General features: G+C 69.7%; 9 protein-coding genes. 4 read left to right on the forward strand and 5 right to left on the reverse strand.

Translation table 11 applies throughout. The features are described from left to right. Positions 1-5 precede the first annotated feature (5 nt). The 3 genes from glpK to ACFZAU_RS33150 all read right to left on the reverse strand — a co-directional run bounded on the left by glpK (position 6) and on the right by ACFZAU_RS33150 (position 3,372). Positions 6-1,532: a glycerol kinase GlpK gene (gene glpK, locus ACFZAU_RS33140; protein WP_499603585.1), complete on the reverse strand. Its 1,527-nt coding sequence runs from the start codon at positions 1,530-1,532 to the stop codon at positions 6-8. A gap of 39 nt (positions 1,533-1,571) precedes the next feature. Then, the gene (locus tag ACFZAU_RS33145; protein ID WP_500555241.1) at positions 1,572-2,354 is read right to left on the reverse strand and encodes an MIP/aquaporin family protein; all 783 of its coding nucleotides are present in this window, start codon (positions 2,352-2,354) and stop codon (positions 1,572-1,574) included. A gap of 253 nt (positions 2,355-2,607) precedes the next feature. Then, positions 2,608-3,372 (reverse strand): IclR family transcriptional regulator, encoded by a 765-nt coding sequence (locus ACFZAU_RS33150; protein ID WP_500555242.1) that lies wholly within the window; start codon positions 3,370-3,372, stop codon positions 2,608-2,610. A 231-nt stretch (positions 3,373-3,603) separates the two neighbouring features. On the opposite strand from ACFZAU_RS33150, the gene metH reads away from it, so the two are divergent. From metH to ACFZAU_RS33170, 4 genes are all read left to right on the forward strand, one after another. Then, the gene (gene metH / locus ACFZAU_RS33155) at positions 3,604-7,110 is read left to right on the forward strand and encodes a methionine synthase (protein WP_500555243.1); all 3,507 of its coding nucleotides are present in this window, start codon (positions 3,604-3,606) and stop codon (positions 7,108-7,110) included. 118 nt (positions 7,111-7,228) lie between these two features. Further along, positions 7,229-7,930, forward strand: a complete 702-nt coding sequence (locus tag ACFZAU_RS33160) for an HAD family hydrolase (protein ID WP_500555244.1) — start codon at positions 7,229-7,231, stop codon at positions 7,928-7,930. A 385-nt stretch (positions 7,931-8,315) separates the two neighbouring features. Beyond that, complete coding sequence (locus ACFZAU_RS33165) at positions 8,316-9,911, forward strand: ABC transporter substrate-binding protein (RefSeq protein ID WP_500555245.1); 1,596 nt, start codon at positions 8,316-8,318, stop codon at positions 9,909-9,911. Between the two features lie 85 nt (positions 9,912-9,996). Further along, positions 9,997-11,589, forward strand: coding sequence for an ABC transporter substrate-binding protein (locus ACFZAU_RS33170; RefSeq protein WP_500555246.1), 1,593 nt, complete (start codon positions 9,997-9,999; stop codon positions 11,587-11,589). A gap of 49 nt (positions 11,590-11,638) precedes the next feature. Here ACFZAU_RS33170 and ACFZAU_RS33175 read toward each other — a convergent pair whose 3' ends face one another. Next, entirely contained in the window at positions 11,639-12,310 is a 672-nt protein-coding gene (locus tag ACFZAU_RS33175; RefSeq protein ID WP_450386271.1) for a response regulator, read from the reverse strand. A gap of 16 nt (positions 12,311-12,326) precedes the next feature. Continuing rightward, positions 12,327-13,178 (reverse strand): RecB family exonuclease, encoded by an 852-nt coding sequence (locus ACFZAU_RS33180; RefSeq protein WP_500555247.1) that lies wholly within the window; start codon positions 13,176-13,178, stop codon positions 12,327-12,329. Positions 13,179-13,184 lie beyond the last annotated feature (6 nt).

Here is a 13,184-nt window from a genome sequence, read left to right on the forward strand (position 1 = left end):
TCGGTTCAGTGCTCCTCTTCGATCCAGCCCATGGTCCGCTCGACGGCCTTGAGCCAGTCCTTGTACTCGCGGTCGCGGACCTCGGCGTCCATACGGGGGGTCCATTCGGCGGCCCGGCGCCAGTTGGCGCGCAGCTCGTCGGTGTCCGACCAGAAGCCCACCGCGAGGCCGGCCGCGTACGCGGCGCCCAGGCAGGTGGTCTCGGCGACCAGCGGGCGCACGACCGGTGCGTCCAGGAAGTCGGCGAGGGTCTGCATCAGCAGGTTGTTCGCGGTCATGCCGCCGTCGACCTTGAGCGCGGTGAGCTCCACGCCCGAGTCCTTGGTCATGGCGTCGACGATCTCCCGGGTCTGCCAGGCGGTCGCCTCCAGCACGGCGCGGGCGATGTGCGCCTTGGTGACGTACCGGGTGAGGCCGGCGATCACACCGCGGGCGTCGGAGCGCCAGTACGGGGCGAACAGACCGGAGAAGGCGGGCACGAAGTACGCGCCGCCGTTGTCCTCCACCGACAGGGCGAGGGTCTCGATCTCGGCCGCGGTCTTGATCAGGCCCATCTGGTCGCGCATCCACTGCACCAGCGAACCGGTGACGGCGATCGAGCCCTCCAGGGCGTACACCGGCTTCTGGTCGCCGATGCGGTAACCGACGGTGGTGATCAGGCCGTTGTAGCTGTTGATCGGCTTCTCGCCGGTGTTCATCAGCAGGAAGGTGCCGGTGCCGTAGGTGGACTTGGCCTCGCCCTCGGAGTAGCAGGTCTGGCCGAACAGGGCCGCCTGCTGGTCGCCGAGCGCGGAGGCGACCGGCACGCCCGCCAGGGCGCCGGAGGCGGCCTCGCCGTACACCTCGGCGGAGGAGCGGATCTCCGGGAGCACCGCGGCGGGCACCTCGATCGACTGGAGGATCTTGTCGTCCCAGTCGAGGGTGTGCAGGTTCATCAGCAGGGTGCGGGAGGCGTTGGTCACGTCGGTGACGTGCCGTCCGCCGTCGACGCCGCCGGTGAGGTTCCAGATCACCCAGCTGTCCATGGTGCCGAAGAGGATGTCCCCGGCCTCGGCGCGCTCGCGCAGGCCCTCGACGTTGTCGAGCAGCCAGCGGATCTTGGGTCCGGCGAAGTAGGAGGCCAGCGGCAGTCCGGTCTCCCGGCGGAAACGGTCCTGCCCGACGTTGCGGCCGAGTTCCTTGCACAGGGCGTCGGTGCGGGTGTCCTGCCAGACCAGGGCGTTGTGCACCGGCTCACCGGTGTTCTTGTCCCACAGGACGGTGGTCTCGCGCTGGTTGGTGATGCCGATGGCCTTGACGTCGGCGGAGGTGATGCCGGCCTTGTGGACCGCCTCCTCGACGACCTCCTGCACGTTGGTCCAGATCTCGGCGGCGTCGTGCTCGACCCACCCCGGCTTGGGGAAGATCTGCTCGTGCTCCTTCTGGCCGACCGAGACGATGCGGCCGTCCTTGTCGAAGATGATGCAGCGCGAGGACGTGGTGCCCTGGTCGATGGCCGCGATGAACGGGCCGGTGGTGTGGGCGTCGGTCACGGTGTGCTCCTCGGGTCCTTGGGAAGTCGGGGCTGCTTCTCAGAATGCGATCTTGTACAGGCCGGCCGCGAGGACCGAACCGACGATCGGGCCGACGACGGGTATCCAGGCGTACCGCCAGTCGGAGCCGCCCTTGTTGGGCAGCGGCAGCAGGGCGTGCACGATGCGCGGACCGAGGTCGCGGGCGGGGTTGATGGCGTACCCGGTCGGCCCGCCGAGCGAGAGGCCGATGCCGACCACGACCAGCGCCACCATCAGCGTGCCGGTACCCGAGACCGCGAGGCCCTTGGTGAGGCCGAGGGTCAGGATGAACAGCACCAGGACGAAGGTGCCGATGATCTCCGTGGCGAGGTTCTGCGCGACGTTGCGGATCTCGGGGCCGGTGGAGAAGATGCCCAGCACCGGGCCGGGGCCCGTGGCCTGCTTCTCGGCGGCCGCGGTGGCCTGCGCCCCCGGGCCGCCGGTGATCTCGGCGTCCGTCAGGTGGGCCTGGAACTGGCCGTAGTAGGTGATCCACACCAGGGCCGCGCCGATCATCGCGCCGAGCATCTGGCCGGCCAGGTAGACCGGGACCTTGCCCCATTCGCCGCTGTCGACCGCGAGACCGATCGTGACGGCGGGGTTCAGGTGGGCGCCGGAGAGGGAACCGGAGATGTAGGCGCCGGCCAGGACCGCGAAGCCCCAACCGAAGGTGATGGCCACCCAGCCGGCGTTACGGGCCTTGGATCCCTTGAGGGTGACAGCCGCGCAGACGCCGCCGCCGAGGAGGATCAGAACAGCGGTACCGATGGTCTCGCCGATGAAGATGTGGTCGCTGGACACTCGCGACTCCTTTGTCCTTCGTCCAGGGGAAGGCGGACCCCGGTCCCGTTCCGGAGTCCGTGGGCCTGTCACCAGGCCCTCGGCGGTCCCACGGTTACGTACACCTTACCGACTCGTCGGCTGGTGTTCGACAATGTCGACCGTCGAACGAGAGTGTTCTCCTGCGCGACCGGACCCGTCAAGGGTTCGTCAGGTTGCGGAAAGGTCTCCGAGTCGGCGCGCGGCCGGGCGCCGTCCGGGGGTCGTCCGGGCGTCAGAAGCGGCCGGCGCCCAGGTCGCGCGAGACCGCCCTGGCGCAGTCCCGTACCGCCGCGACCAGTTGGGGCCTGATCTCGCCGTCCGCGCAGACCCGTTCGACCGCGCCGGTGACGGCCACCGCCCCCACGGTCATGCGGTGCCGGTCGTGGATGGGCGCGGCGATGGAGGCCACGCCGTCCCAAGTCTCCTCCAGGTCGGCGCTCCAGCCGCGGGCGCGGGTGAGATCCAGCACACCCTCGAACGCCACTCCCTCGGTGACGGTGCGCGCCGTCAGCGGCTCGCGCTCCCTCTCGACCACCTCGCTGTGCGCCACCGGGTCGTACGCCGACAGCACCTTGCCCAGCGCGCTGCTGTGCAGCGGGTGCATGGCCCCGACCTCCAGCACCTGACGGCTGTCGTCCGGACGGAAGACGTGGTGGACGATGAGCACCCCCTGCTGGTGCAGCACCCCCAGGTAGACGGCCTCGCCGCTGGAGCGCGCCAGGTCGTCGGTCCACACCAGGGCGCGGGCCCGCAGCTCGTGCACGTCCAGGTAGCTGTTGCCCAGCCGCAGCAGCTCCGCCCCCAGCTGGTAGCGCCCTGAGACCGGGTCCTGCTCGACGAAGCCCTCCTGCTGCAGCGTGCGCAGGATGCCGTGCGCGGTGCCCTTCGCCAGGCCCAGGGAGGAGGCCACGTCCGACAGGCCGAGCCTGCGCTCTCCGCCGGCCAGCAGGCGCAGGATCGCGGCCGCCCTGGCGAGCGACTGGATGGGACCTGGCATGAACAACCCCTCCGTTAGGAACGACCACGCGCCTCGATGACTGATTCGACAATGCTGAACGATGTCAGACGATGCCGACCATCATCATCCCAGAGAAGAGTGTGGCACCGCCGTCCGCCCCTCGGAATGCCCCGCGGCGGAATCCGGGGGCACGGCTACGCTGGCCTGGTGTGTACCAGCAGGACCGGCACACACCAAGCCGACAGCCGTCGCATCCCAGGGAGCACACCCATGGCCCAGCCGTCCCTTCCGTCCACGAGCGGTGCCCGAGGCGCAGCACTGCGAGAGGCCCTGGCGACCCGGGTGGTCGTCGCCGACGGGGCGATGGGCACGATGCTCCAGGCGCAGAACCCCACCCTCGACGACTTCCAGGGGCACGAGGGCTGCAACGAGGTCCTCAACGTCTCTCGCCCCGACATCGTCGCCTCCGTCCACCGCGAGTACTTCGCCGTCGGCGTGGACTGCGTGGAGACCAACACCTTCGGCGCCAACTTCTCCGCCCTCGGCGAGTACGACATCGCCGACCGCATCTTCGAGCTCTCCGAGGCCGGCGCCCGGATCGCCCGCGAGGTCGCCGACGAGTTCTCCGCGGCGGACGGCCGCCAGCGCTGGGTCATCGGCTCGATCGGGCCCGGCACCAAGCTGCCGACGCTCGGTCACGTCGACTACGCCGTCCTCAAGGAGGGCTTCCGGCAGAACGCCGCAGGCCTCGTCTCCGGCGGCGCCGACGCCCTCCTCGTCGAGACCTGCCAGGACCTGCTGCAGATCAAGGCCGCGGTGCTCGGCACCAAGGAAGCGCTCGCCGAGGCCGGACTCGACCTGCCGCTCTTCGTCCAGGTCGCCGTCGAGACCACCGGCACCATGCTGCTGGGCTCCGAGATCGGGGCCGCGCTGACCGCACTGGAACCGCTCGGCATCGACACCATCGGCCTGAACTGCTCCACCGGCCCCGCCGAGATGAGCGAGCACCTGCGCTACCTCGCCCGCCACGCCCGCGTCGGCATCTCCTGCATGCCCAACGCGGGACTGCCCATCCTCGGCAAGGACGGCGCCCACTTCCCCCTCGACCCCGAGGGTCTCGCCGACGCGCAGGAGGCCTTCGTCCGCGAGTACGGCCTCGCCCTGGTCGGCGGCTGCTGCGGCACCACCCCCGAGCACCTGCGCCAGGTCGTCGAGCGGGTCCGCGGCCACCAGGTCACCCCCCGCACGCCGCGCCCCGAGGCGGGCGCCTCCTCGCTCTACCAGACCGTCCCCTTCCGCCAGGACACCTCGTACCTCGCCATCGGCGAACGCACCAACGCCAACGGCTCCAAGAAGTTCCGCGAGGCCATGCTGGACGGGCGCTGGGACGACTGCGTGGAGATGGCCCGCGAGCAGATCCGCGAGGGCGCCCACCTCCTCGACCTGTGCGTCGACTACGTCGGCCGCGACGGCGTCGCCGACATGAACGAGATCGCCGGACGCCTGGCCACCGCCTCCACCCTGCCGATCGTCCTGGACTCCACCGAGCCCGAGGTGCTCCGCGCCGGCCTGGAGAAGCTCGGCGGGCGCGCCGTGATCAACTCCGTCAACTACGAGGACGGCGACGGCCCCGACTCCCGCTTCGCCCGCACCACCCGCCTCGCGGCCGAGCACGGCGCCGCCCTGATCGCCCTCACCATCGACGAGGAGGGCCAGGCCCGCACCCCCGAGAGCAAGGTGGCCGTCGCCGAACGGCTCATCGCCGACCTGACCGGCAACTGGGGCATCGACGAGGGCGACATCATCGTCGACTGCCTGACCTTCACCATCGCCACCGGCCAGGAGGAGTCCCGCAAGGACGGCATCGCCACCATCGAGGCGATCCGAGAGCTCAAGCGCCGCCACCCCGACGTGCAGACCACCCTCGGCCTGTCCAACATCTCCTTCGGCCTCAACCCGGCCGCCCGCATGGTGCTGAACTCGGTCTTCCTGCACGAGTGCGTCGAGGCCGGCCTGGACTCGGCGATCGTGCACGCGTCCAAGATCCTGCCGATCGCCCGCATCCCCGAGGAGCAGCGCGAGGTCGCCCTGGACCTGGTGTACGACCGGCGCCGCGAGGGCTACGACCCGCTGCAGCGCTTCCTCGAGCTGTTCGAGGGCGTCGACACCAAGTCCGTCAGGGCGAGCCGCGCCGAGGAACTGGCCGCGCTGCCGCTGGAGGAGCGCCTGCAGCGGCGCATCATCGACGGCGAGAAGAACGGCCTGGAGGCGGACCTCGACGAGGCCCTGACGACGCGTCCCGCCCTCGCCATCGTCAACGACACCCTCCTGGAGGGCATGAAGGTCGTCGGCGAGCTGTTCGGCTCCGGCCAGATGCAGCTGCCGTTCGTCCTGCAGTCGGCCGAGGTGATGAAGACCGCCGTCGCCCACCTCGAACCGCACATGGAGAAGTCCGACGCCTCCGGCAAGGGCACCATCGTGCTGGCCACCGTCCGCGGCGACGTCCACGACATCGGCAAGAACCTCGTGGACATCATCCTGTCCAACAACGGCTACAACGTCGTCAACCTCGGCATCAAGCAGCCCGTCTCGGCGATCCTGGACGCCGCGGGCGAGCACTCCGCCGACGTCATCGGCATGTCCGGCCTGCTGGTGAAGTCCACGGTGATCATGAAGGAGAACCTGGAGGAGCTGAACCAGCGCGGCCTCGCCGCCACCTACCCGGTCATCCTCGGCGGCGCCGCCCTCACCCGCGCCTACGTCGAGCAGGACCTCCACGAGCTCTACGAGGGCGAGGTCCGCTACGCCCGCGACGCCTTCGAGGGGCTGCGCCTGATGGACGCCCTCATCGCCGTCAAGCGCGGCGTGCCCGGCGCCACCCTCCCCGAGCTGAAGCAGCGCCGCGTGGCGGCCCGCGCGGGCGTCGTCCCCGAGCCCGAGGAGAACCGCGGCCAGATCCGCTCCGACGTCGCCGTCGACAACCCGGTGCCGACCCCGCCGTTCTGGGGCTCCCGGGTCGTCAAGGGCATCCCGCTCAAGGACTACGCGTCCTGGCTGGACGAGGGCGCGCTCTTCAAGGGCCAGTGGGGACTGAAGCAGGCGCGCGCCGGCGGCCCCACGTACGAGGAACTGGTGGAGACCGAGGGCCGCCCGCGGCTGCGCGGGCTGCTGGACCGCCTGCAGAGCGAGGGGCTGCTCGAGGCCGCCGTCGTCCAGGGCTACTTCCCCTGCGTCTCCAAGGGCGACGACCTGATCATCCTCCACGAGGACGGCACCGAACGGACCCGCTTCACCTTCCCGCGCCAGCGCCGCGGCCGCCGCCTGTGCCTGGCGGACTTCTTCCGCCCCGAGGAGTCCGGCGAGACCGACGTCGTCGGCCTGCAGGTCGTCACCGTCGGCAACCGGATCTCCGAGGCGGCCAACGAGCTGTTCGCCGCCGACGCCTACCGCGACTACCTCGAGCTGCACGGCCTGTCCGTCCAGCTCGCCGAGGCGCTGGCCGAGTACTGGCACGCCCGGGTCCGCTCCGAACTCGGCTTCGCCGGGGAGGACCCGGCCGCCATGGAGGACATGTTCGCCCTGAAGTACCGGGGCGCCCGCTTCTCCCTGGGCTACGGCGCCTGCCCCGACCTGGAGGACCGCGCCAAGATCGCGGAGCTGCTGGAGCCGGAGCGCATCGGGGTCCGCCTCTCGGAGGAGTTCCAGCTCCATCCGGAGCAGTCCACCGACGCGATCGTCATCCACCACCCGGAGGCCAAGTACTTCAACGCGCGGTAGCCGGACGTACGTCGTAGACTGGACGGTCCGATACGGCACCTGGCCGGTCGCACGCCCCCACCACCCGGGCGCGAGGCGACCGGCCTTTGTGCCCCCTGGAAGCAGAGGAGTGGGGCGCATGACGAGCGGTATTCCCGCTATCGAGATCCGGCCCGCCCGGGAGGCGGGCCTGCAGGCCGTGCTCCTGGACATGGACGGCACGCTGGTCGACACCGAGGGATTCTGGTGGAACGCCGAGGTCGAGGTGTTCGCCGAACTCGGCCACGTCCTGGACGACACCCACCGCGAGGTCGTCGTCGGCGGCCCCATGGCCCGCAGCCTGGGACACCTCATCTCGGTCACCGGAACGGACGCCACGCTCGCCGAGCTGTCCACCCTGATCAACCTGCGCTTCGTCGAGCTCATCGGCCGCGGCGTATCGCTGATGCCGGGCGCCCAGCGGCTGCTGACCGACCTGGCCGCGCACGGGGTGCCCGCCGCGCTGGTCTCCGCCTCCCACCGGCGCATCATCGACGCCGTCATGCTCTCCCTCGGCTCGCACCACTTCGCCTTCTCCCTCGCCGGGGACGAGATCGAGCGGACCAAGCCGTACCCGGACCCCTACCTGCTGGCCGCCGCGCGGCTGGGCGCGGACCCGTCACGGTGCGTGGTCGTCGAGGACACCCCCACCGGCGTGGCGGCCGCCGAGGCCGCCGGCTGCCGGGTCGTGGCCGTCCCGTCCATCGCCGCCGTCGCGCCGGCCCCCGGGCGGACCGTGGTCCGCTCCCTGGAAGGGGTCGACGTGCCATTTCTGCGCTCTCTGATTACAACCGTTCACTGAGAGTCGCCGTGAATTGAACGGAAACTCTGGGCGCCTGCCCGGCTATTTTCCGTGACGATTCGCGGCGCCGAATTGTTTACCGGCCAGTACCCCGGGGTGTGATACTTTTCACATCCGCCGGTCTCGACAGGGCGCCCCGGGCATGGTCCACCCCGTCACATCGCCATGCGGTCGGAGTGGTTGTGTCCGGATTGGGGGAGCGGCGGGCTGTTCGTTCCGCTGTCCGGATATCGGTACGGCACACCCTGTTATCCAGCCGTGACGTGGACTCAACTTCTCCGTGTTCGGGGGCGGTCCGCCGGAATGCCGGGGCCCCGCAATTCCGGGTATCGTCGCCCCGCTCAACACTGCGCGGCCGGGGGCCGGAAGAGGGAGAACAACGAGGATGAATCGCAAGCTACTGGTGCTGCCGGCCCTGCTGGGTCTCGCCGCGCCCGTACTCGCCGGGTGCGGTGACTCGACCGGCGGTGGCGGTGGCGGTGACGCGGTCGTCATCGGCACCACGGACCCCATCGAGGTGTCCGCGGACCAGCCTTCCCCCCTCGACCCGGCCACGGCCTACGACGGCGGCACGTACAGCTTCTTCAACAACACCTTCCAGATGCTCCTCGGTTACTCGCGCAGCTCCACCACCCCCGAGCCGGACGCCGCCAAGTCCTGCGGGTTCTCCGACACCAAGTCGGAGACGTACCGCTGCACGCTGCGCGACGGCATGAAGTTCGCCAACGGTCACGACCTCACCTCCGAGGACGTCAAGTTCTCGGTCGACCGCGTGATGAAGATCAACAGCGACATCGGCCCGGCGAGCCTCCTGGTGGGCATCGACAGCGTCGAGGCTCCGGACCCGAAGACCGTCGTCTTCCACCTCAAGGCCTCCGACGCCACCTTCCCCTACAAGCTGGCGACCCCGGCCGCGGCCATCGTCGACAGCGAGGTCTACAGCGCCACCGAGCCGCTCAAGGGCCTGAAGATGGAGGGTTCCGGCCCGTACAAGCTGGACTCGTGGGAGAACGGCAAGGCGGTCCTCAGCGCCAACCCGAACTACAACGGCCTGTTCGACAAGCGCGCCAACGACAAGGTCGAGGTCCGCTTCTTCCCCTCGGCCCCCGAGATGCTGAAGGCGCTCAAGGCCGGCGAAGTCGACCTGGTGAACCGCACCCTCACGGCGGACCAGATCAACGAGCTCCAGCAGGACACGGTCCAGGACGTCAAGCTGACCGAGACCCAGGGAGCCTCGGTCCGCTTCATGTTCTTCAACCTCGACGACCCCTCGGTGAAGCCCGACGCCGTCCGTGAGGCCCTCGCCCGCGTCCTCGACCGCGACGCCCTCACCCGCGACGTGACCGGCCGCACCGCCGCCCCGCTCTTCGGCGCCGTCCCGACCGGCATCACCGGCCACGCCAACTCGTACTTCAACACGTACGGCGAGCCCGACCGCGACAAGGCCGCCCAGGTCCTGTCCTCCGCCGGCATCAGCACCCCGGTCAAGTTCACCTGGACCTACCCGACCGAGCACCCCTCCACCCCGGACAAGGAAGAGGCGCAGCTGCTGAAGAAGCAGCTCGAGGCCACCGGGCTGTTCAAGGTGGACCTCCAGCCGATCACCTGGAAGAAGTTCCTCAAGGGAATCGCCACCGGCCAGTTCGCCGCCTACTCGCTCAGCTGGCTCCCCGACTTCCCGGACGCCGAGACCTACATCGCGCCGTTCTTCGCGGACGACGGATTCCTCGACCTCAACTACAAGGGGTCGACCATCAAGAACCAGCTCCTGCCGGCCACCCGCCAGTCCGCCAACCGCAGCAAGACGGACAAGGACTTCGCGCAGATGCAGGAGATCCTGTCGCGTGAACTCCCGATGATCCCGCTGTACCAGGACAAGCAGTTCGTCGCCAGCCGCGACGGCATCACGGGAGCCGAATGGTTCCTCAATTCCTCTTCCAGCGCCCAGTTCTGGGAGATTGGTCGCGGTGTGACAGGATGAGCCACCGGTCGGCCGGACCCGTGAGTTGTCTCCGGGTCCGGCCGACCGGGGCCCGCCCCTGCGACGAAGCTGTGAGGGAAGTCTCGTGAGGAATCGAGTCCAGCGACTGGCGCTCCCGCTCTCCGTGACGGCGGTCGTCGTCGCCGGCTGCGGCACGGGAGGGGCGGACGGCGAGGCCGGCGGAGACCCCCTCACGATGGGCATCACGGACAAGGTGACCGCGGTCGATCCGGCGTCCGGCTACGACGTCGGCTCCTGGATCGTGTTCACCAACGTCTTCCAGTCCCTGCTGAGTTTCCCCAAGGGCGCGACCACGCCCGAGCCGGAGGCGGCGGAGAGCTGCAAGTTCACCGACGAGGGCAGCAAGACCTTCGACTGCACGCTGCGCAAGGGCCTGAAGTTCAGCAACGGTGAGGCGCTGACGTCGCAGGACGTGAAGTTCTCCTTCGAGCGGACCGTCAAGATCAACGACGAGAACGGTCCCGCGGTGCTGCTGGACTCGATCAAGACGATCGACACCCCGTCGCCGGAGCGGGTGGTGTTCCACCTGAAGTACTCCGACGCGACGTTCCCGATGAAGATCGCCTCGGGTGCGGGGTCGATCGTGGACCACACGCAGTACCCGGCGGACAAGCTGCGCACCGATGGCGGGGCGACGGGCTCGGGCCCGTACAAGCTGGACTCCTACGAGGCCGGTGACAAGGCGGTGTTCACCGTCAACGAGGGCTACCAGGGGTCGGCGGAGATCCGTAACTCCGGTATGACGATGAAGTTCTTCGGTGACGAGCCGGCGTTGAAGACGGCGGTCGAGGACGGGTCGGTGGACCTGGCCTACCGTGGTCTGGACTCGGCCGACATCGCGTCGCTGCAGCGCAGTTCGATAGCCGGCGACACCGGGATCCAGGTGGTGGAGGGCACCGGTGCCGAGGTGCAGCACCTGGTGTTCAACGTCAAGGACCTGGTGGTGGGCAACAAGGCGGTGCGCCGGGCGGTGGCGTATGTGATCGACCGGAAGGCGTTCATCCGGGACGTGTACCAGCGTACGGCGACGCCGTTGTACTCGATCGTGCCGCAGGGGATCACCGGTCACAACACGGCGTTCTTCGACCGGTACGGCGAGGGCGGTGACGTGGCGGGGGCGCAGTCCGCGCTGTCGCAGGCGGGGATCACCGCGAAGGTGAAGTTCACGCTGTGGGCGACGCCGGTGCGTTTCGGGCCGGGCACGGTGGCGGAGCTGAAGGCGATCGCCAAGCAGCTCAACGACAGCGGGCTGTTCGACGTGGACGTCAAGACCACCGACGCCGACCAGTACGCCAAGGACATCGAGGCGGGCAAGTACGCGGCGTACGTGCGCGGCTGGGTGCCGGACTACCCGGACCCGGACAACTTCACCGCCCCGTTCTTCGGCGACGGAAACGTGCTGTCCAACAACTACGTCAACAAGAAGATCACCGAGCAGTTGATCCCGCACACCGCCGCCGAGGCCGGCCGCGCCGACACCACCGCCGACTTCGAGGAACTCCAGGACATCGTCGCCGACGACGTGCCCATGATCCCGCTCTGGCAGGGCAAGCAGTACGTGGTCTCCAAGGACAACATCAACGGCCTGGAGTGGACCCTCGACCCCTCCACCGTCTTCCGCTTCTGGGAGATCCAGAAGGGCGCCTCGGCCTCCTGAACACCAGGGCCCGCACAGGGGCCCCGGCCACCCCACACGCCCCGGGACGCTACTGCGCCCCGGGGCGCACCAGTCCGCTCTCGTACGCGTACACCGCCGCCTGCACCCGGTCGCGCAGCGCAAGCTTCGTCAGCACATGACCCACATGGGTCTTCACCGTCGTCTCGCTCACGAACAGCTCCGCGGCGATCTCCGCGTTCGACAGGCCCCGCGCCACCAGCTTCAGCACCTCGACCTCCCGGTCGGTCAAGGTGTGCAGCGCCTGCGGCACCGGCTCCTCGCCCGACGGCAGCCGGCCCGCGTACTTGTCCAGCAGACGCCGCGTGATGCTCGGCGCCAGCATCGCCTCACCCGCCGCGACCACCCGGATCGCCTGCACCAGCTCGTGCGCCGGGGCGTCCTTCAGCAGGAAACCGCTCGCACCCGCACGCAACGCCTCCACCACGTACTCGTCGAGGTCGAAGGTCGTCAGCACCAGCACCTTCGCCGGACCGTCCCGGCCCGGCCCGGTGATCTGCCGCGTCGCCTCCACCCCGTCCATCCGCGGCATGCGGATGTCCATCAGCACCACATCGGGCTGCAGCGCCCGCACCTGCTCCAGGGCCTGCTGGCCGTCCCCCGCCTCGCCGACCACCGCCAGGTCGCCCTCCGCCTCCAGGATCATCCGGAAGCCCGTACGCAGCAGCGGCTGGTCGTCCACCAACAGGACGCGAATAGCCACAAAATCTCCTTCGCCCTCAGGACTCCCCATTCTTCCCCACGACGGGCAGCGGATACGGTGGGGGAGTCCCCCCGAAAGACGGGCACACCTCCCGGTGGTCGCACCAGTCGCACAGCCGGCTCGGGCGCGGCCGCCAGTCACCCGACTCCGTGGCCCGCCGGATCGCCTCCCACAGCGCCTCCAGCTTCCGCCCCACCGCCCGCAGCTCACCCTCCGACGGGTCGTACGTCAGCACCTCGCCACTGCCCAGGTAGACCAACTGCAGCCGACGCGGCACCACGCCCCGCAGCCGCCACAGCACCAGCGCGTAGAACTTCATCTGGAACAACGCCTCGTCCGCGTACTCCGGCCGCGGCGCCTTGCCGGTCTTGTAGTCCACCACCCGCAGGTCACCCGAGGCCGCCGCGACGTCCAGACGGTCGATGTAACCGCGCAGCGTCAGCCCCGACTCCAGCTCCGTCTCCACGTACAGCTCACGCTCGGCCGGCTCCAGCCGCGTCGGGTCCTCCAGCGAGAACCACCGCTCGACCAGCCCGGCCGCCTCCTCCAGCCACTGCGCCAGACCCTGCCCGTCCTCCGCGGCGAACAACTCCGACAGCTCCGGACGCTCCTCCAGCAGCCGCTGCCACTGCCCCGGCACCATCGCCCGCGCCCGGTCCGCCGTCCGCTCCGCCGCCGGCACGTCGAAGAGACGCTCCAGCACCGCGTGCACCACCGTGCCCCGCGTCGCCGCCTGGCTCGGCTTCTCCGGCAGCCGGTCGATCACCCGCAGCCGGTACAGCAGCGGACACCGCATGAAGTCGGCGGCGCGCGACGGCGACAGGGAGGACGGCGGCCTCGGAGGAACGGCTTCGGTGCTGGTGCCCATGGCAGG

It is taken from the genome of Streptomyces sp. NPDC008238, assembly GCF_042956445.1.
GTDB lineage: Bacteria > Actinomycetota > Actinomycetes > Streptomycetales > Streptomycetaceae > Actinacidiphila.

Coding starts and splice junctions, on each gene's coding strand:
- metH (WP_500555243.1), top strand. CDS start 3,604: ATGGCCCAGCCGTCCCTTCCGTCCACGAGCGGTGCCCGAGGCGCAGCA.
- ACFZAU_RS33180 (WP_500555247.1), bottom strand. CDS start 13,178: ATGGGCACCAGCACCGAAGCCGTTCCTCCGAGGCCGCCGTCCTCCCTG.
- ACFZAU_RS33165 (WP_500555245.1), top strand. CDS start 8,316: ATGAATCGCAAGCTACTGGTGCTGCCGGCCCTGCTGGGTCTCGCCGCG.
- ACFZAU_RS33160 (WP_500555244.1), top strand. CDS start 7,229: ATGACGAGCGGTATTCCCGCTATCGAGATCCGGCCCGCCCGGGAGGCG.
- ACFZAU_RS33150 (WP_500555242.1), bottom strand. CDS start 3,372: ATGCCAGGTCCCATCCAGTCGCTCGCCAGGGCGGCCGCGATCCTGCGC.